The organism is Streptococcus sp. HN38 (assembly GCF_028335765.1).
In the GTDB taxonomy this organism is placed as follows: domain Bacteria; phylum Bacillota; class Bacilli; order Lactobacillales; family Streptococcaceae; genus Streptococcus; species Streptococcus suis_P.
Genome location: NZ_CP116604.1, coordinates 1724285 through 1745093, shown reverse-complemented (window position 1 = coordinate 1745093; position 20809 = coordinate 1724285). Strand labels below are relative to the sequence as shown.

14 protein-coding genes and 4 pseudogenes are annotated in these 20809 nt (G+C 41.4%); 11 read left to right on the top strand and 7 right to left on the bottom strand.

The annotated features are described in order from the left end of the window. Positions 1-56: 56 nt before the first annotated feature. On the bottom strand, positions 57-884 hold the full coding sequence (locus PHA78_RS08330) for a glycosyltransferase family 2 protein (RefSeq protein WP_272158565.1): 828 nt from the start codon (positions 882-884) through the stop codon (positions 57-59). A gap of 96 nt (positions 885-980) precedes the next feature. After that, positions 981-1427 (bottom strand): annotated as a pseudogene (locus tag PHA78_RS08325) (glycosyltransferase family 8 protein); the annotation flags it as partial. Positions 1428-1484: 57 nt separating this feature from the next. On the opposite strand from PHA78_RS08325, the pseudogene PHA78_RS12610 reads away from it, so the two are divergent. Further along, a pseudogene (locus PHA78_RS12610) lies at positions 1485-1673 on the top strand (helix-turn-helix domain-containing protein); the annotation flags it as partial. Beyond that, positions 1674-2520, top strand: a pseudogene (locus PHA78_RS08320) (IS630 family transposase); the annotation flags it as partial. Here PHA78_RS08320 and PHA78_RS08315 read toward each other — a convergent pair. Both PHA78_RS08315 and PHA78_RS08310 read right to left on the bottom strand, forming a co-directional pair. Next, entirely contained in the window at positions 2479-3651 is a 1173-nt protein-coding gene (locus tag PHA78_RS08315) for an SP_1767 family glycosyltransferase (RefSeq protein WP_272157967.1), read from the bottom strand. The pseudogene PHA78_RS08320 and the gene PHA78_RS08315 overlap by 42 nt on opposite strands. Positions 3652-3675: 24 nt before the next feature. Beyond that, positions 3676-4563: a glycosyltransferase family 2 protein gene (locus PHA78_RS08310; protein ID WP_171943860.1), complete on the bottom strand. Its 888-nt coding sequence runs from the start codon at positions 4561-4563 to the stop codon at positions 3676-3678. 389 nt (positions 4564-4952) lie between these two features. On the opposite strand from PHA78_RS08310, the gene secY2 reads away from it, so the two are divergent. From secY2 to PHA78_RS08265, 9 genes and pseudogenes are all read left to right on the top strand, one after another. Next, on the top strand, positions 4953-6182 hold the full coding sequence (gene secY2 / locus PHA78_RS08305) for an accessory Sec system protein translocase subunit SecY2 (RefSeq protein WP_161498232.1): 1230 nt from the start codon (positions 4953-4955) through the stop codon (positions 6180-6182). A gap of 8 nt (positions 6183-6190) precedes the next feature. After that, the gene (gene asp1, locus PHA78_RS08300) at positions 6191-7735 is read left to right on the top strand and encodes an accessory Sec system protein Asp1 (protein ID WP_272157966.1); all 1545 of its coding nucleotides are present in this window, start codon (positions 6191-6193) and stop codon (positions 7733-7735) included. Then, positions 7735-9417: an accessory Sec system protein Asp2 gene (gene asp2, locus PHA78_RS08295; RefSeq protein WP_272157965.1), complete on the top strand. Its 1683-nt coding sequence runs from the start codon at positions 7735-7737 to the stop codon at positions 9415-9417. The genes asp1 and asp2 overlap by 1 nt, the downstream gene beginning before the upstream one ends. Then, positions 9338-10366, top strand: a pseudogene (gene asp3, locus PHA78_RS08290) (accessory Sec system protein Asp3). The gene asp2 and the pseudogene asp3 overlap by 80 nt, the downstream one beginning before the upstream one ends. Before the next feature lie 4 nt (positions 10367-10370). Beyond that, a complete protein-coding gene (gene secA2, locus PHA78_RS08285) occupies positions 10371-12755 on the top strand; it encodes an accessory Sec system translocase SecA2 (RefSeq protein WP_024415861.1) in 2385 nt (794 codons plus the stop codon). Positions 12756-12768: 13 nt separating this feature from the next. After that, positions 12769-14283, top strand: a complete 1515-nt coding sequence (gene gtfA / locus PHA78_RS08280; RefSeq protein ID WP_029185222.1) for an accessory Sec system glycosyltransferase GtfA — start codon at positions 12769-12771, stop codon at positions 14281-14283. Continuing rightward, positions 14267-15592, top strand: a complete 1326-nt coding sequence (gene gtfB / locus PHA78_RS08275) for an accessory Sec system glycosylation chaperone GtfB (RefSeq protein ID WP_105157039.1) — start codon at positions 14267-14269, stop codon at positions 15590-15592. Before gtfA ends, gtfB begins: the two co-directional genes overlap by 17 nt. Before the next feature lie 8 nt (positions 15593-15600). Then, entirely contained in the window at positions 15601-15783 is a 183-nt protein-coding gene (locus PHA78_RS08270; RefSeq protein WP_024376351.1) for a hypothetical protein, read from the top strand. Between the two features lie 878 nt (positions 15784-16661). Continuing rightward, positions 16662-18416: an IS1634 family transposase gene (locus tag PHA78_RS08265; protein ID WP_029175660.1), complete on the top strand. Its 1755-nt coding sequence runs from the start codon at positions 16662-16664 to the stop codon at positions 18414-18416. Between the two features lie 490 nt (positions 18417-18906). Here PHA78_RS08265 and PHA78_RS08260 read toward each other — a convergent pair whose 3' ends face one another. Genes PHA78_RS08260 through PHA78_RS08250 form a run of 3 tightly spaced genes read right to left on the bottom strand, consistent with a single transcriptional unit; the run spans position 18907 to position 20355 of the window. Continuing rightward, a complete protein-coding gene (locus PHA78_RS08260; RefSeq protein WP_024378902.1) occupies positions 18907-19146 on the bottom strand; it encodes a hypothetical protein in 240 nt (79 codons plus the stop codon). Between the two features lie 33 nt (positions 19147-19179). After that, positions 19180-19419, bottom strand: a complete 240-nt coding sequence (locus tag PHA78_RS08255; RefSeq protein ID WP_024378903.1) for a hypothetical protein — start codon at positions 19417-19419, stop codon at positions 19180-19182. Between the two features lie 33 nt (positions 19420-19452). Continuing rightward, positions 19453-20355 carry an Rpn family recombination-promoting nuclease/putative transposase gene (locus tag PHA78_RS08250; protein WP_272157964.1) on the bottom strand — a complete coding sequence of 301 codons (903 nt, stop codon included), beginning with the start codon at positions 20353-20355 and terminating at the stop codon, positions 19453-19455. Positions 20356-20809: the final 454 nt, after the last annotated feature.

Sequence of the window (20809 nt, the reverse complement as noted above, 5' to 3'; positions counted from 1 at the left end):
CCCAGCCTCCCCTCGTCGAAGTATTAAAGGAGAAACTAAATGACCTTATCTGCTGGCTAGAGTAGATTGAGTCTTGCTAAGGTTTGATGATAGAGTTGATGATTATTTTGACAATAGCTTTCCTTGGCTAGTAGTTGGGCTTGTTCTTTATAGTAATCCATAAAATCAACGGTCAACAGTTGGTTATTGGCTAGCAAGGTAAAGAGATAGGCTAGGTCATCCACTCTATTGTTTAGTATTTCTAAGTTTTCAGCTTTTTCTTTAAAGCGACGCACATAGAGTTTGTGACGGCTAACCACCACTGTATCAGCACTTAGATAGGCAAGATTGGCTAGTTTTTGATTGCTTAATGTCTGTCGGTGAAAGAGTTGTGTGAAGACTTGGGCTTGGAATAATTTTCCAAACAAATTCTCATGTCCTTCTTTTTCAAACCAAATCAAGCTGTGTAAACATTGAAGTAGTTCTTTGCTCTCTATGACGGTACCGATTGGAAACTCTTCTGAATAGAAGAGGTAGTTTTGCTGTTCCTCATTAAAGACAGTGAAAGAGGTCTGGGCAATCTGGCAATCTTTCTCCGTCAAGGAGGTCAATAAGCACTCGACGTACTCCAAGTCCAACCAGTCAGTCTGACGGACAAAGGTTAGGTAGTCTCCTTTTGCCTTCCTGATGCCAGCCTGCTCGAGAGAAACAACCTCGGTATCTAAGGTGAGCAAGTGGAAACGGCTATCTTTCTGGTAAGCCTCCATTAGCGCTTGGCTATGTGAGTAGGCCTTGTTCTGCACCAAGAGGATTTCAAGCTCGCGATAGGTCTGCACGCTGATAGATTCTAGGCAGGCTTGGAGATAAGGGCTTTCTTCGCCGATAGGGATAATGATGCTGACCACAGGCTTATTCTGTAGGGCTATGAATGCTGCCTGATAGTCTTGGTAGGTCAGGGCAGAAGCCTTGAGATAGTCGGGTATTTTTGTGATAGCATGCCAGGCCTTGATGTCACCGTTGAAGTGTTCGATGACAATCTCGTCAGCTGTCAGTTCCCTATTTTGCTTTCGGACATCGGTGTAGTTATAGGCAGGTGACAATTGCTTGAACTGTCCCTTGTAGTAGGTATTTAAAATATCTTGGTCAGGAAATTTATAGTCTCGAGCCTTTTCTAAGGCTATGGCAATCAACTGATTGGTAGTACCATTCTGACGCATCTTGTCAAGGTCCATCAAGAGCACACCTGAGCTAAAGTAGGCATCATTTGGACCAAAGCCCAGACTATCCAGATACCATTGGTAGTATTTGAAAATATCTGCTTCAACGATTGCTCCAAGCTCATATTCCTCTAAATCCGTTTGGAAGAGCTCCATCAAGTTTCCATGTACCAAGATGTCCACGTCTAGGTAGAGAATTCGACCCAAGTCAGCTAGGAGTTCTGGAAGTAGGAAACGGGAGAAGGATTCATACTATTCAAAAAACAAAAACTAACCTATAATAGATTTATGAAACTTACTATCGAACAAACGAAAGAATTAAAAACTTATTTGAAAGATAAAACCTATTCTCCATTTCATAGACGACTTCAAGTTATCTTGTTCAGAGCAGAAGGTCTTAGCTATAAGGAAATCACTAACCTCATCGGCTATTCAAAGTATACAATCTGGTCCTTACAGCGCAAGTACGAACTTGAGGGGATTTCAGCTCTAGTAAGAGAAACGCGAGGTGGACGGAACCGTCAATATTTAACCCTTCAAGAAGAGGAAGCGTTTCTAAAAGAACAGTTAACAGCCTCACTAAATGGCGAATTTGTGACGATAAACTCTCTCTATGAAGCTTATCAGAAACGGGTTGGACACCCTACGACCAAGGAAGGATTCTATGCCATTCTTAAACGCCATGGTTGGCGCAAAGTGACGCCAAGACCAGAACACCCTAAAAAAGCAGACGCCGAAACGATTCTAGCGTCTAAAAATAAAATCTTCATTCACGAAAACAGGAAAGCGCTTCAAGAATAGTCGTCGCTATCATAAAGTCAGGCTAATGTATCAAGATGAGGCGGGTTTCGGTCGGATCAGTAAAATTGGGAAGGCCTGGGCACCAAAAGGGGTGAGACCGCATGTACATAGTCACTATATTCGTGAGTATCGCTATTGCTATGGTGCTGTTGATGCCCATACAGGAGAGTCCTTCTTCATTATCGCTGGGGGCTGTAATACAGATTGGATGAATGTTTTTCTCAAACAACTATCTGAAGCTTATCCTGACGATTATATTTTATTAGTGATGGACAATGCCGTTTGGCATAAATCAAGTACCTTAGAGAAACCACATAATATTGGTTTTGAGTTTATTCCTCCCTATACTCCTGAAATGAATCCAATTGAACAAGTTTGGGCTGAGATTCGAAAGAGAGGGTTTAAGAATAAAGCTTTTAAAACACTAGACGATGTGATAAACAAGCTTCAAGAAGTAATACGAGAGTTAGATTGGTCTATTTTAAAACCAATTGTTAGTAGACAATGGTTTAAAAACACTTGACTGGTTTGCTTTTGATTTTTGTTGAGTATCAATTGGAAATTGTTCAGTTCGGATAGGAATGGCTGAAAACTGCTGGTCTTCCAACAAATGGAAGTGCAACTCTAAATTGGGAGTTTGTTGAGCTAGGTTGCCCAAGTCTTGGAGAATGCTCTGAGCAATCTCCTTGTAAAGAATATGGACTCGTACCTCTTCCTTTGGATGATGGGCGAGGATAGATAAGATAGTGGCGCCAAGGTATTGGGCATAGCGATTATTAACAGAGAAAGCAATATCCAAGGTTTTGCTTTCCTGGAGAGCTGGCAGGACTTCACCTGTCAAGTCTAAGACAATTTGTTGTAGATACTCTTGATCCTCTGTAAAGATGATATCCTGGTCAAAATTATGTTCAGCTGTGTGCTTGTGCTGGAGTTTGATTTTGGTTTGAGCCTGCATGGTAAACCATTCATACTCCGAATCAATATGGCCAATATCAATTGCTTGCATACCTGTTTTAGACAGACGATAGGCCAGGACTTTGGCAGTTGGTCCCAACATCAAAAGGACTAGTTTGTCTTGTCCGTAGGTCTTGATGGCCGAAATAATCTCGTCTATTTGGGCGTAGGCATTTTTTGAGGGACAGATAATCCGCTGGATAGATTTGGCTTCTTGAAAAAGGTCGTTGCCCACACCTGAGCGAGAGGTTTTGCCCTCGACAATCAGGATGTCCTTGTCTATCCAAATCTGCTTTAAGCTTTGAAAATAGGTAGCAGATAAACTTTTATCGGCTAGGTCCATATAAGGACGGGAGATAAAGGTACTTCCATACCAAGGAGCTTTACAAATCTGGCGGTAGTAGTCTTGGTAGTGCTGTAAGTGTCCTTCCCAAAAATGATTACAGGCGTCTGTATAGCGTTCTCTGTTTTCGAAAACATCTGATAAACAGACCATCAAGTGCTGGTTGCTTTCAAGTCCTAGTATCTCTTTTAATTCACTGGCTAGCTGAGGGTCATAGTCTTGGTAAGGAATGCTGTGACATGCAATAATGTCCATCTCTCCATCGCCAAATCGTGCGACAGAGCAGGAGTGTTCCAAAATATAGTCTAGGCTTTGAGAAATAGGTTTTACTCGGATGGGGATAGTTGGTGTATTCATAGGAAATTGCTTGTTTCTTTCTGATTAGGAGTTAAATAATTCCAGTTTGTTTAAAACACGTAGGTATTCTAAGCTATCGGTACATTGATTGACTTCCATTTCATATTTGGTGTTTTGGAGTACGTCACGGAGTTTTTGGCGAACTAGTTGTGTATCTTTATTTGCTAGAACCAAATCCACGATACGCTCTTCCAAGGCTTCGATGTTGTTCATGGTTTTTGACAAACTAAAATTAGAAGTCATGATACTGTTACCATGGCGACGATACATGTAAAATTCGCTATGGATCAGAGCGATTTGCTTGGCCTTTAAAAAGATTTTATGAGTGGTGTACTCATCTTCGAATACCTTTTCTTTTGGAAAGCGAATACTGTCAAACAAGGAGGCTTTAAAGAGCTTACCCCAGGTAACGACAAAAGGTGCGGTATTGAGGTTTTTCCAGACGACTTGGCGGTCTAGGGCTTCTTGAACGGTTAGAAATTCGGTCTGATCCTTTTGTTCCTGCTCAACGAAGTAGTAGAAGGTATGGTTTCTCTCATCCCAGATGAAAAAGTGACCAATGACAATGTCGACCTCATGCTGAATGGCAGTGGTCAGGCAGGTTTCTAGAAAATCTTCACGAATGCCGTCGTCAGAGTCTAAGAAAGTGATATATTCCCCTTTTGCGAGGGACAGGCCAGTATTGCGGGCTTCGGATAGACCTTTGCTTTTGTTTATATGTTTTACAAAAATTCGCTCATCACCTTTAGCATAGTCATCGCATATAGTCCCAGAAGAGTCGGTGGAACCATCATTTATGAGTAACAATTCCCAATTGGAGTAGGTTTGAGCGAGGACGGTTTGAATACATTCATCCAGATAATTTTCGACGTTATAGACTGGGACGATAATGCTGATTAGTGGCTTATTCAAGAGAATCTCCTTTTAGATAGGTATACTTGATTATTTTATCACAAAATGGACAATTTATACAGTAAAATTCGATACAAGCGCTTTGCTTGTGAATACAGGTTCTTAGGCAAGAAAATCATTGTCCAGTATATGCTGCCAGCAACCCGCCAATTTACTTCCGATGGACATTATGATAAAATAAAATGATATAGAAACTTAGGACCTGTATTTACAGTTCAGCACTTCCAGCAACTGCTGGTTTTTCAGTTACTCATTGTTCGTTGTTTTCAAAATACAGCCAGTATTCCCTAACAACCTGCCTTGATTAGCGAAAAACAATCTCTTCTATTACGAGTATACAAGCACTTCACTTGTGAATACAGTTTCTTGAAAGAATGTTAGATTTAGCGATGAAGAAATTATTTTTTAGGTATCCTGTTTTAGGAAAAACCCTTGTTACAGGTTTGATTTTGTTTATCATGCTAGCAGGTCGTTATCTACCTGTTCCCTTAGTGAATTTGTCGGGCTATCTGCCTCAGACAGCGCTCGAAGAACTACCTTGGTATCAGATACCACAAAGTAGTTTGCCCATGCTATCCATCTTTTCACTAGGTTTAGGGCCTTGGATGTATGCTACGATTCTCATCTCTCTCTTCTCAATTGGTAGTAAGCAGAGCTCTCTTTCTCCACGGATGATGGAGTTTCGTAAGAATGCTCTGATGTTGCTTTTGGCCTTTATTCAGGGCTTGGGGCTGGCTATTGGATTGAACTATGGCGAGGGTGGCAAACTAGCCATTATTGATGAGATTTTTTTTGTAACCTTGGTCACGATTGCAGGTGCCTTTGTGATTAGCTGGCTGGCCAGCATGAATGCTGCTTATGGTCTGGGGGGGACAGCTATTATCATTCTGATCAATATTATTGTTGGGCAGTTTTATATTTTTCCTATTTTCCTTGATTTATTCCAGACAGAATTGGCTTTTGTAGGAGGGTTGATATTAGCCTGGACAGCCCTTTCCATCTATTTAACGGTTGTATTAGACCATGCGGAATACCGGGTACCTATCCAACGGATTGCTATCAAGAACGATTTGATGAAAGAGGCTTATATGCCTATTAAACTCAATATCTCGGGTGGGATGCCTTTCATGTATGCCTATACCCTATTGGCTTTTCCGCAGTATATTTTCTTGCTTTTGTCTTTCTTGTTTCCCAATCAGGCCATGATTTTTCAATATTTGGCTAGTTATTTTACATTGACGAATTTGGAAGGGATTTTGTTCTTTTTGGCTATATTGGCTCTTTTAACCATCAGTTTTGCCTTTACAACAGTTAATCCAACAGAAAAAACAAGAGAAATGCGTCGAACAGGAGATTATATTCCTCTTCTTAGACCAGGTCAGCCAACCAAGGCCTACCTGATCTCCCTTATTTTTAAAATTGGTACCATCAATGCTGTTTTCTTGCTGTTCATGGTTGGTCTTCCTCTGTTGCTTAGTCTGGATTATCCAGATATTCAGAGGATTGCAGGACTGCCAGGGATTTTTATGATGGTTGTAGGTATTTTGTTGACAATTATCAAAGAAGTGAAAATGATGGGCTTAAAGAAACGCTATGGTTCACTCTTTGAATTGAAGTAGGAGAATGTATGACACATTACTTTATTCCAGCTTGGTATCCAGAACAGAGGACTTGGTATGATAATACCAATAACTGGTACAATATGTGGTCGACCGCTCGTTTTGATGACACCATCAATCAGTTGCGCATGTTCGAAGCGGCAGGAGAAAAGAATCGACTGCTCATCTTGAATTATATGCCCAATCTTCGGTATTACAAGCACCGTTACGATTTGTTTGAGGTGGATACCTGGTCTCTTTTCGATCAGTTGCAAGGAATTGGAGACTATCAGGGAGCAGTGATTGATTATCTGGATTTTGACTGGCCACAGGGGATTGAATTTGTCAATAGCCCTTTCCTAGCTCTTGCTCTCTTAGGTGGAGAAGTCTATGCCCAGATCGAATTTGGTGAATCGGGTCAGGTTATTTGGATTAGTTTCTTTGACAAGGGGAGTTTGTTCAAGAAAATGGTCTTTGATGATCGGGGCTTTGTATCAAGTATTCTTTACTACCAGGATTGGCAGCCCCTCTATCAGGATTATTTGGGCTTAGACGGCAGGTGGAGAATTCGGGAATTTTTAGGGGACAATGACCAACATATTGAAATCAATCCTCAATTGGAAACGGCCATCTCGGATAAAGCATTCTATGAGAACATGGAAGAATTGGTTCAAGAACGTTTGGCTTATTATCTGAAAAGTAGTTCAGAGGAGGCCCATATCTTTTTAACGGCCTCTCCTCAGCACTATGATGTGGTCATGAAGGCCAAGGGTAGCCAAAAGGTTGTTCTATCGTTTTTTGGTCAACGTTTTCCATTGAATCAGACAGAACGGTTACTATCCATGTTGGCTATGGCTGACTTGGTTCTTACGGATAGTAAGAAGACAGCTGATTACTTGTCAACATTTAAGATTGCTCCAGTCCATCATTTGTCCTTGTTTGATACCCGTTTGGCCTTGGGTAAGAGCCAACGTTTGAAAGAACTAGAAGTTTACTTTTTATTGGATGGTTTAAGCCCAGACGAGTACCAGGCTTGCTTGGAAGTGCTCTTTAACAGGATGGAAGAATACGAGGATATGCATCTGCATCTGGTGTCTTATCAGACAAACCAAGAAACGGTCAAAAATCTTAGTCAAGATTTAGAAGAATTTCTAGAAACCAGGTCGGAACCCTATCTGTTTTTTGAAAAAGAAGAAGGACAGATGTTCGAATTTGGAGATTCAGAAAGTCAGGAGAGTCGCATCAAGCTGTCCTTTTTACATAGCGAAAATGAGATTATTCAAGCCTTTCAATATGTTCGATTGATTATTGATTTGGCAGAAGAGCCAGATTTGTATACCCAAATTGCAGGGATTAGTTCTGGTATTCCTCAAATCAATCGAGTGGAGACAGAATTTGTTGAACATATGAAGAATGGTTTTATTCTTTTCAGGGATGGAGGCCTACTAGCAGGTATCGATTTCTACCTAGCAGGTCTGACCAATTGGAATAAGTCGCTCATTCATTCTGTTCAAAAAATTTCGGAATATACAAGTGGTGTCCTAGTAGAAAAAGTGAAAGAAAAAATAAACTAATGGGAAATAAAATAGCTATTTTACAAGTTGGTGGAAAGAATTGGCGGGAAGAAGTAGCCATCTCTGAAAAGTTAGAATGGCATTATTATTCTCTAGATGATTTGGACATCCTGCTTGGTCAGATTGATGCTGCGAAAAAGGATAGGTCTAGATTAGAGAAAACAAGAAAACGGTTGGCAAGCTTGTTAGAGGAAACTGAAAAAAATAAGAAAGCTGAGAAAGTCCAGGAGGAGAATCTGCTACTGGAAACCTTGGAAGAAGAAGTAGAGCTTTTACAGAAAAAACTGGATGCTTATCCTCAGTATGCTGTCCTTGTTTTAGCTGATGAAATATACCCAGGGACTGTGAAAAAGGTTTGTGAACTGTTTAAGGTTTATGAGATTTTTTATCCAGCAGGTTGGAACACGTCGGAATGGCTCCAGCAGTTTTTAAAAAAGGTCATGGCTCAAGCCTATAATCCTAGAGAAAAAGAGGCTTTTGTTCATACCCTATCCAAGGGATTATTTGTTGGACAATATGGTGCCAAGGTTCATATTAGTGATATGGAAGTTTCCCCCAATTTTTCAGGCAAGGTTCACATGCAGGGGCGGAAATACATGACTTTTGAAGGGGAATTTGGGGACGATTTTCAGCAGTTGGCCTTCTTTCGTTACAATATTCCCTATGGTGAATGGCAGTTTTTGAATTTATTTTTAGAGCACAGTCATGCTTCTACGACTGACATCCGAATGCTTGTTCGGCTCATCCCAAATGGGGCTACCAGTCAAATTTATCAGCAGTGGGAATTTGATGGGGATAGCTTGAAGGATCAGGTTGTCATCGATGCTGATATAGATGGCTATCTCTTCATTTCTATCTTAGCTAAAGGTGTTGGAAGAGTAGAAATCGGTGACCTTCACTATCGTTGGGGAAGGAATGGATTGGGTGAGTTTATCTTGGGCGGACAACGGCTTGTCGACCATCAGCTCCAGGAGATTTTTACTTACTTTGACCCTGCTGATTTTAAACCACCCCTCTGTGTTTATTTCTCAGGTTTTCGTACTGCCGAAGGCTTTGAAGGTTTTTGGATGATGAAAGGCTTGAAAACACCCTTTATGCTGATTTGTGATCCAAGATTGGATGGTGGGGCCTTCTATTTGGGAAGTCAGGAACTGGAAGATAAGATTCAAGGCAAGATAGAAGAAGCTTTGGATTTTCTAGGTTTTGATTCCAGTCAATTGATCCTATCCGGCATGTCCATGGGTACTTTTGGTGCTTCCTACTATGGAGCCAAATTAAAACCTCATGGGATTGTGATTAGCAAGCCCCTTTTGAGCTTGGGGGATATGGCTTTAGCTGAGCGTTTACACAGGCCTGGTGGATTTCCAACGTCCTTGGATTTGTTATATTCAACCTATCAGTCCATGGATCAAGAAGCAGCAGACAGGCTCAACCAGCGTTTTTGGACCTTGATGGAAGAAGGAGTCTATGCCTCGACAAAATTTGCGGTGGTCTACATGAAAGAAGATGATTATGATGCGGCTGCTTTTGAAAATTTGGTTCGAACCAGTAAGGAAACGGGAGCGACTATTTTGGGTAGAGGTTACTCAGGTCGCCACCTAGATGGTAGTGCTGCAACTTCTGGTTGGTTTATCAAGCAGTATTATGATATGCTGTACAAGGATTTTAATAGGAGAAGATAGTGTGCGGTTAGAGATTAAGTGGAACCATTTTGCACAAGACACCTATTCGTATGGGAGTCGGATTGATTTTGAAAAAGAGGCTATTTCTTTTGAAAATCCCCTCATGCCTCCAAGTTTTGAAATAAAGCACTGGTATTCTCGGACCAATTTCCAGGCCAAGCGGCAGACCCCGACTCTTCCTATTTTGAAAAAGGGAGCCAACTACCAGTTGATTCTGGATGCGGAGGCCTATCCTCAGGGGAGTATTTAATTGCGCGTGGTGTTTTTTGATCGTTTTGGAAAAGAGCTGGGATTTGAGATTTTAAAAGATAAGAAAGCATCTTTTACCTATCCCAAGGAAGCTTATTCCTACGAGATTGCCTTGTTGAATGCTGGTTGTGAACGTTTGACCTTTCGCTCTATTTTGTTGCAATCGGTCTTCTCCCCTCAGGAAGAGTTGATTTTTTTGGAAGAAAAATGTAATCCTACAAGTTCTTCTCGCTTACATATTGTTTTTCTGGAGCATCCTGAAGATGTGTACTATGAGAAGGATTTGTTTGCAGAATGTATAGACAGGCTAGGTGATATAGTCTTTGTTTCTGATAGAGCTGACGATGTGTCCATGTTCCATCTTCAAACGGAGCAATTTATCATGGATTGTGTGGCTAGACACCCGGAAGCAAGGGTTCAGTTTTTTGCTTATGGGCCAAGAGGGAATCTAGCAGCTGCTTACTATAGCGAGAAAATAAAACCGGCTGGCTTGTTTCTAAGTTCGGTATTTTATCCTATTGAGACCTATCATTCACTTTTGGAAGAACAAGGGATTTCCCTTTCGCATGTAGAGGATTTGATAAAGCGTGCTAGGAGGGAGAGAGAAGAGAGGAAGGATGTCAGTGAAGGTTTTGTTTCTTCTCTGGTTCATCCCCTCCGATTCCTTATCCAGCAATTTTTAGACAAGGACGGTTCTTGAACGAATGAAAAAACTCCGACAATTTTTCTCTATGGATTATTATCGTTTAAAGAGATTGAAGAGGATTTTTACAGAAATTGATAGCTTAAAAGAGGAGATGGCAGACCTGACGGATGCTGAAATGCGAGCTAAAACTCAGGAGTTCAAAGCGAGATTGGCAGCTGGTGCTAGCTTGGATGATCTCATGGTGGAGGCCTATGCCTTGGTTCGCGAGGCGGCCAAGCGTGTCTTGGGCATGTTTCCCTATCCTGTTCAAGTAATGGGAGCCATTGTTCTTCACGAGGGCAATATTGCGGAGATGAAGACGGGCGAGGGCAAAACCCTAACAGCTACCATGCCTCTCTATCTCAATGCTTTAGAAGGCAAGAGTGTTATGCTGGTAACGACCAGTGGCTATTTAGCGCGTCGTGATGCAGAAGAGATGGGAGCGGTCTATCATTTTTTGGGATTGACAGTGGCTTGTGGTGTGGATGATTCGGATGATCGGACCACCAAAGCTGCTCTCACTAAGAAAGACATCTATGCGGCGGACATTGTTTATACGACCAATGGTAGTTTAGGTTTTGATTATCTCTTTGAGAATCTGGCGACCCATAAGAATAATAAATACCTGCGCCCTTTTCATTATGCCATTATTGATGAAGCAGATGCTGTCTTGCTAGACACAGCCCAAACACCTTTGATTGTTTCAGGCTCTCCCCGTGTGCAGTCTAACCTTTATGCTATTGCTGATCATTTCGTTACTGGTTTGAAAGAGGGCGTGGGCTATTACTATAACCGAGAGCACGGAGAAGTTTGGTTGACCCAGGCAGGAATGGATGAGGCAGAGCGTTATTTTAGTTCGCAGGAATTGTTTGATATTGATCATGCGGAATTGGTCCGTCATGTCATCTTGGCCCTGCAGGCCCATAAGTTATACACTTTAGGAAAGAATTATGTTATCCAAGATGATGAGGTGAAATTGCTGGACAAGACGGACGGGCGTGTGCTGACTGGAACCAGGCTACAGGGGGGCATTCATCAGGCTATTGAACAAAAAGAAGGGGTCAAGGTCACTCCGGAAATGCGTTCGATTGCGTCAGTGACCTACCAAAATCTTTTCTTGATGTTTGATAAGCTGGCTGGAATGACAGGAACGGGTAAGACCGCAGAAGCGGAATTTATCGAAACCTATAACATGGAAGTGATTCAAATTCCGACCAACAAGCCTGTCATTCGCAAGGATTATCCGGACAAGATTTATACGACCATGCCTGAAAAAATTACTGCTTCTTTGGACTTGGTGAAGAAAATCCATGCGACAGGTCAACCCATCCTTCTGGTAACAGGATCGGTCAATATGTCAGAGATTTATTCGGAAATGCTTTTGTTGGAAGGGATTCCCCATAGCTTGCTCAATGCCTATAATGCAGCGAAAGAAGCGCAGATGGTGGCGGAAGCTGGCCAGCTAGGAACAGTCACGGTGGCTACCAATATGGCTGGTCGTGGAACGGATATAAAGCTGGGACCAGGTGTGCGCGAATTGGGTGGTCTGGCTGTTATAGGGACAGAACGGATGAAAAGTCAACGAATGGACCTGCAAATGCGTGGTCGTTCAGGTCGCCAGGGAGACCCAGGTTTTAGTCAATTTTTTGCCTGCTTAGAAGATGATCTTCTGATTGAAAATGGTGGTAAGTGGATTCAAGATTTTTATAAGAAGAATAAAGATTTGGTGGATCCGAGCAAGCCACAAGAATTGACTGGGAAACGGTTCAGGAAAGCCTTACAACACTCTCAAGAGGCTAGTGATGGTACTGGAAGAGCCTCACGGGGCATGACCCTGCAATTTGACGAAAGCGTCAAACTCCAACGGGATTATGTTTATAGAGAAAGAGATGCTATTATTGAGGGGCGGAGTCAGGCTCTAGATATTTTGCAATTTGCCAAAGAAGACATTGACCTCTACCTTAAACGCCATCCAATATTAGAAGCTCATAGTTTGGAACGCTATATTTTAGACCATATTACCTACGATTTTCAGGCTTTTCCAGAACATCTGGAGGTAAGGAATCACAAACAAGTGCGAGCTTTCTTGCTGGGAATCATTGAAGCAGAAATTCAGAGGAAAAAAGAACTTCTAACGACCGATTATCTTCAGTTTGAACGTCTGGCTGTGCTAAAAGCCATCGATGAATGCTGGGTGGAAGAGGTGGACTATCTCCAACAACTTCGCATTATCGCAGGTGCCAGACAGGTAGCTCAGCGCAATCCAGTATTTGAATACCATCAAGAAGCCTATAAAGGTTATCAGAAAATGAAAGAAGAAATCAAACGCGGTATCCTTCAGAACATCCTTCTGAGCGATGTTTCCTATACGGAAAAGGGAGAGATGCAGGTGTATTTTGCTTAAGAAAGGGCTGTAAATGACTGTCTATAATATCAATCTTGGGATAGGCTGGGCCAGTAGTGGTGTAGAATATGCCCAGGCTTATCGGGCTCAACTTCTTCGTCGTAAGGGAGTGGATGCCAAATTTATTTTTACCGATTTCTTTGGTCAGGATACTCTGGCTGACTTGACCCGAAATATTGGGTTTGAGGATAAGGAGATTATCTGGCTCTACACTTTTTTCACGGATCAAAAGATTGCTCCGATTAGTTATACGCTAGACCAGCTTCGGGAAGATGTTGCTGGGAATATTACTAGAGAAGAACGGGACGGGAAGATTGTGCGTTTCTTCTATGAGGAACAGGACTTATTTCTGACAGCCTATCTGCGTCAGGAAGATCAAGACCTAGTACATCGTGTCGAATACGTTTCTAGAGGAATGCTGATTCGGAAGGACTTTTTCACCTATATGAGAAGTTTTAGTGAGTACTACACTCCCCGTGATAACAGGGCTCATCTCTATCTCCGTCGCTACTTTAATGAAGATGGTTCGGTTGCCTATGAAGAGGTAATTGATGGTGAAAACTCTGTTTACCGCATGCCAGATGCCATCCTTTCTTCCAAGGATGAATGGATTGCCTATTTTATGCAACACTTACAACTGACAGCCCAAGATATTGTCATCTTGGATCGTGCGACAGGTACAGGACAGGCTGTTTTTGCTAACAAAGGACCAGCTAGGCTGGGAGTAGTCATTCACGCGGAACACTATAGCCCTAATAGCCTGACGGACCAAACGATACTTTGGAATAACTTCTATGACTACCAGTTTGTTCATGCAGATAGTGTTGATTTCTTCATCACCTCGACGCAACGGCAAAAGGAAGTTTTAGAAGAACAGTTCGCTCGTTATGTGGGCAAGGTTCCCCGTGTGCTTGATATACCAGTAGGAAGCATTGACTGTGTACGTCGTTCGGAAAAGAGAAAACCTTACTCCATTATTACAGCGTCACGTTTGGCTACGGAAAAACACGTAGACTGGCTGACCAAGGCTGTGATTGCGGCAAAGAAACACCTGCCAGAATTGACATTTGACATATATGGCAGTGGTGGCGAGCAAGGTAAAATCGAAACTATCATTAAGGAGCATGGTGCAGAGGACTATATCCAGCTAAAAGGTCACCAGGATTTGACAGAGGTCTATCAGGATTATGAGCTTTATCTTACAGCTTCAAAGAGTGAAGGTTTTGGTCTGACCTTGCTAGAGGCTATCGGTGCCGGTCTGCCACTTATTGGTTTTGATGCCCCTTATGGCAACCAGACCTTTATTCAAGATGGGCTCAATGGCTATCTCTTGCCTTTTCCACAAGTAGAAGATGAGAAGGAAATTGTTGCCCAGTATTGTCAGGCTATTCGCATTTTCTTTAGCCAAGAAAATCGTCAGGCCATGCAGGAAGCCTCCTACCAAATTGCTTCTAAATTTTTAACCTATGAAATTGAGAAAAAGTGGCTAGACTTAGTAGAGGAGGTCCACAATGATTCATTTATTTGATAGCTATCATCAAGGAAGTTGGGATTTGCACTATTCCCTACTGTGCTCGGGTTATCATAATCCGACTATTGTCCTTAATGATGACGGTTTTCTACCTCACGATGTGACCTCGCCTTATCGTTTTTTTACCCAGTATGAGCAGATGGAAGGTCATGCCTTGTATTTCAATCAACTACAAACTCCGGCTTTTTGGGAAATTCGAGGTGATAATAGCCAGGCTGCTATTTATAATTTTGCCAATAAACGTGCCCAGATTCATTACGCCCATCCAAGCCATAAGCGCTTAATCAATGCAGTGGATTGGTATGATGAGGCTGGGCGAATTGTGGTAACAGACCGTTACAATGATAAAGGAGTTCGTTTTGGTCAGACTAGTTATGACAGGCAGGGACAGGCTACTCAGACTAGCTATTATGGTCTCAAGGGGCAAGAAGTCTTGGTTGAAAATCATGAAACGGGCGACCTGATTTTGAATTATCAAAACCGTATCTACTTTTTCAAAACGAAGCATGAATGGATTGCTTTCTATCTAAAGGAGGCAGGTTTTGAGTTAGACCGTATTATTTACAATAGCTTGGGTTTATCCTTCTTGACGACTTTCTATCTCAATGAAGATGGTGAAGATATTCTTTTCTGGCAGGAACCAATTCATGATAGCATTCCAGGTAATATGCTTCTCTTGCTCAATCAGCAGAGCAGACGACCGGCTAAAGTAGTAGTACAGGATAAGGCAACCTATGAACGCTTACTGGACTTAGCCAGTCCAGAACAGAGAGAACAGATTGTTTATCTGGGCTTCCTCTATCCTTTCAAGGAGAAAAGGAAGTTGAAACCAGAAGCCTTAATTTTAACCAATTCTGACCAAATTGAACAATTGGATAGCTTAATTGCAGGTTTACCAAATCTTCATTTCCATATCGGTGCTATCACAGAGATGTCCAGTCGTCTGATGGCTGTTGGCAATCATGCCAATGTGACTCTTTATCCAAATATTTCCATGGATATGGTGAGGGACTTGTATCAGAAAACCAGTATTTATTTGGACATCAACCATGGTGGCGAGATTTTGTCGGCAGTACGAACCGCCTTTGAACATCGTTTGTTGATTTTTGCCTTTGGTGAAACTGCTCACGCCAAGACCTATGTGGCCAAGGAAAATTGTTTCAGTTCTTTACAGGTAGAGCTCTTAGTTGCTAAAATCCAGAATCTTCTGACTGAGTCAGGAGAAGAAGCAAACCGTCTATTGACTTGTCAGGAAGAAGAGGCTAATTTAGTTGATGTTGCTGCTTATCAGCGTTTGATAGGATAGGAGAAACTATGACCAGAAAACATCCTTTGAGAGAACGAATTGAACAACGCTTGGAAGAAGAGCGGTATGTTCTTCCTAAAAAAAAGAAAAAAAAGAGAGGCTTTGATTTTCATATCATCATTATTCTCTCGGTGCTGATTAGTTTGGGTTTGATTATTTTTAGGATTATTCAATTCTTTTTTGATAAATAGATAAGGCTTGGTTGATCCAGCCTTTTTCTTATTGTCAATTATCAGTTTATCTTTGATTACTTCGACGTGCGAGGAAACGTCGTATCCTTATTTCCAACTGCTAGAGATTTAGCCTTCTGGGTGGGAGTGGGAAGAACTCGACCCTTCATAGAAGAGTTCGTCAACAAGCCTATATTTCTATTTGTTGAGCTGAAACAGTCTATTCCCAGACTGTTAAAGCCAATCAACCTCTGCGCTGAGATGTTGACACTAACTTTGAGAAACGGTGCTGGGCTTGAGCCCAGCCTCTGTAATAATGAGAGTTCTGATAAGAAAGGAAGTAGCAAGATTCGACATGGTAATTCATATTTGAAGAAATGTTTATGCCGACCTGCTTTCACTGTCAAAAAAAAGCCCTAGAGAGCCGATTATAACAAATTCGAAGTCGACGTGGTTCACAAAAAGCAATCATTGTCCCTGTATATCAAGTATTAAAAGCAACTTTTGCTATTTTAAAAAAATAAACGAAATATCCTGAATTTTTAGCACAGAAAAAGACTACTAGGGAAGATCTAGTAATCTAGTTATAAATTTTTTGGCTTTGATTCTATCATAGGGAGGGAATGTTATATTCCTTTAGTTGTGGTATCAGAAGTCGATAACTAAAAAGAGTTTGAGGCTGGGCAGAAAGTCCAGCCTCGCTTCTCAGAGTTCGTCTTCCCAATCCCAGTTGTACGGTCTATTTCTAGACTGTTTTTAGTTCCGCTCGGGAGTTTGACAGTTTGAAACCACCAAAAGTGTCACAAACGTTGATGTGACGCTATTTTTTTGTCAAATTCTCGCACATTTTTATTGCGTACTTTCTCGTACTGTGGTATAATAGAGTGAGGTGCGAATCCATGAGAGTTAAAAAATCAGTATCTAAAAATACTATCAACTATGCCATTATCAAAGATATCAAGGTCGGAAACAAACGGACATCAACCATTGTCGAAAATCTCGGCAATCATGAAACTCTTCAACAGCTACATCCCGAAATGGAACCAATGGAATGGGCAAAATTGCGGGCTAAAGAGTTAACCGAACTTGATAAAGAAGATAAACAAGAAATATTAGTCAAACTTCATGAGAATAAACAGTTGAAACAAAATCAACGAAATGAATATCATGGGGGATATTTATTTCTACAGAATATCTATTATCAGTTGGGATTGGATAAAATCTGTCAAGATATTCAGAAGAGGTATCACTTTAGTTTTCACTTAGATACCATTCTTTCTCGTCTCCTCTACGGCAGAATCCTATTCCCATCCTCTAAACGGTCTACTGCTCATTTTTCACAAACTCTCCTAGAACCTAAAACTCTGGAACTCCAGCACCTCTACCGAGGATTAGAAATTATTGCCAAAGAAACTGACTTTATTCAAGAACAACTCTATAAAAACTCAACTGCACTTTCCTCTCGTAAAACTGATGTCCTCTATTACGACTGTACAAATTTCTATTTCGAAATTGAGGAAGAAGATGAGGAGGGGCAACTGAGACAATATGGCTATTCTAAGGAACATCGACCGAATCCAATCGTTCAAATGGGGCTGTTTATGGATTCTCAAGGAATTCCATTAGCTTTCTCCGTCACACCTGGTAATACGAATGAACAAACGACTATGAAACCTTTGGAGAAGAAGATTATCAAGGATTTTGAAAAAGCTCAATTTGTGGTCTGTACAGATGCTGGACTATCTTCTATTGGAAACAAACGCTACAATAATATCAGCGGGAGAGCCTTTGTCACAACTCAATCTATCAAAAAGTTAAAGAAAGAAGACAAAGACTGGGCTACAGCTTCTACAGGTTGGCGGTTGATGGGAGATAAGTCCGAGACATTCTATGATATTTCTGCACTAGATGAAAGTAATCAAGACTTTCTCTATAGACAAGTCTTTTACAAAGAATGCCCCTTACCACAAGATGGGCTAGAAGACCAACGATTGATTGTAACCTTCTCAGCTAAATACAGAGATTACCAAAGAAAGATACGCGAACGCCAGATTCAACGTGCCTCAAAATGGATTGGAAAACCAGCTGACTACAAGAAGAAACAATCTACAGATCCTAAGCGTTTCCTAAAAGTAACAGAGACAACAAGGGATGGAGAAATAGCTGAGAAAACGTTTATTGAGTTGGATGAAGAACGAATTGTTTCTGAAGCTAGATTTGATGGAATTTATGCGGTAACAACAAACTTAGACGATACGATTGAGACCATTGTTTCCATTAATCAGAGAAGATGGGAAATTGAAGAATGTTTCCGTATTATGAAGCATGAATTGAAAGCTAGACCAGTTTATTTAAGTCGAGAAGATCGCATTTCTGCTCACTTTACAACTTGCTTTCTTGCTCTTATACTCTATCGTTACTTAGAGCTGGCGGTTCAGAAGCAATTCACATGTACTGAACTCATTGAAACCTTACGTTCATACACCTTTAAGTATCTGCCTGGTTTTGGTTATCTACCTAACTACACTCGGACGGCTATTACTGACCAGCTGCATCAGACATTTGGATTCAGAAGTGATTATCAAATTCTAAGCGAAAAAAAGATGAAAAAAATTTTACAATCGTCAAAATCGAGAAAAAGTACGCATTTTTGATATAAAAAGAAAACCTCGCTAAACCCTTGATATGCATAGGGTTAGGGAGGTTTTTGTCTTGTAAAACTGTCAAAGACGGGATATTTGAAGAAATGTTTATGCCGACCTGCTTTCACTGTCAAAAAAAAGCCCTAGAGAGCCGATTATAACAAATTCGAAGTCGACGTGGTTCACAAAAAGCAATCATTGTCCCTGTATATCAAGTATTAAAAGCAACTTTTGCTATTTTAAAAAAATAAACGAAATATCCTGAATTTTTAGCACAGAAAAAGACTACTAGGGAAGATCTAGTAATCTAGTTATAAATTTTTTGGCTTTGATTCTATCATAGGGAGGGAATGTTATATTCCTTTAGTTGTGGTATCAGAAATCGACAACTAAAAAGAGTTTGAGGCAGGGCAGAAAGTCCAGCCTCGCTTCTCAGAGTTCGTCTTCCCAATCTCAGTTGTATGGTCTATTTCTAGACTGTTTTTAGTTCCACTCTAAACGCTTAAAATCCTGCAACCAATTGACTGCGAAGTTGTTCGACTAGGGAGAGGGGAAGAGTTGTACAGCGAGCAATAATATCATTATCCAAGCCTTCTGCTAATAAACGCTGGGCAAATTCCAGGCGTTCTTTTTGTTCAGTTTCTTCCCGTGCTTCTTCCCAAGCTTCTTCCCAAGCTTCTTCTCGTGCCTCACGTAGGGATGAGTAGTAGAGTTCTTCTCTGTCAAATTCTCTGTCCCACATATCTTGTTCCTCCTTGGTCCATGTTCTGCCTAACTACCGACCTGTCGCCAATTGACTACGAAGTTGTTCGACTAGGGAGAGGGGAAGAGTTGTATAGCGAGCAATCGCATCATTATCTAAACCATCTGCAAGCAAACGCTGGGCAAATTCCAGGCGTTCTTTTTGTTCCGCTTTCCCCCAAGCTTCTTCCCAAGCTTCTTCCCACGCTTCCTCCCGTGCTTCACGTAGGGAAGAGTAGTAGAGTTCTTCTCTGTCAAATTCTTTATCCCACATGTCTTGTTCCTCCTTGGTCCATGTTCTGCCTAACTACCCACCTGTCGCCAATTGACTACGAAGTTGTTCGACTAGGGAGAGGGGAAGAGTTGTATAGCGAGCAATCGCATCATTATCTAAACCATCTGCAAGCAAACGCTGGGCAAATTGGAGGCGTTCTTTTTGTTCCGCTTTCCCCCAAGCTTCTTCCCACGCTTCCTCCCGTGCTTCACGTAGGGAAGAGTAGTAGAGTTCTTCTCTGTCAAATTCTTTATCCCACATGTCTTGTTCCTCCTTGGTCCATGTTGTGTAGTCTAGGGCATGTTCTGCCTGTGAAATAATCTTGTCTGGTTGGATAGTGAAGTCTCGGTTTCCGAAAAATTCAAACCATTTTTTCAAGTCGTATTCTGAAATGGTTTCGGGCTGGTATTTGCCCAATTCCAGAAAGGCGAGTTTGACCAGACTGTGCTGTTTGTCACTGTTTTTGGGTTGGATAAATAGTTCTTGATTGGTGCTTTCTTCTCGCAGGGAGAAGATGTGAAAGGGTTGGTCATCGTCAAAGTAATTCTTCTCCACGAGGGCAATTCCATAAACAGGATAGAGCCATTCGTGAGTAGTATGTGTGTCACCGTGTTCCTGACGGGCATGTTCAAAATTATCATGTACCTGGGTACAGATATAGGTCCACAGGCGGTTGATGAAAAATTTTTGCTTGACAATTTGAATTTCGATAATGACCTGGGTGCCGTCGTCTAGCTTGACCAAAATGTCCGTCACCGTGTAGAAACCGCGGGGCGAATGATCATTGGGCAGGCTAATCTGGTGACCGTCCAAGAGTTCAACTTCTGTAACAGCTAGGTTTAAAATGTCTGACACAAAGGCCTTGGTGACTTCCTTGTTTTGAAAAATCTTTTTGGCGACTGTATCCTGTGTTGGTTTTAAGCGACTATGTCTCAATCTACCACATCCTTTTCATTTGATTTCTTAATGGCAGAGTCTGGCAAAACACTTCTCAGAGTTAGTGTCAGCATCTCAGCGCAGTGGTTGATTGGCAGATTTGTTCGTGTATTACACTCCAAATCTGACCTAATCAACTGTGCGGGGGTGGGAAAACGAACTCTTTGTTGACTAGTCGAGTTCTTTCCCACTCCCACTTATTTATTCGAAATCAAATGGAAAAAATTCAACTCTACTGACAGGGGCCAGGTGGGGTAGTGAGCAGTAGTATCCTAATGATATTATAGCAGGCATCCGTCTTTTTTTCAAGAGTGGGAAGAGCAGTTGCTGGCGTGCTTGTTTATTCTTATTCATTTATTCGATTTAATCAATAGAGAAATTAGAAGATGTTTTGTGTTGGAATTTACCATTTTTTGAGTGGAATCGTGATTTTAGAAGTTAAAAATGAGAGGCT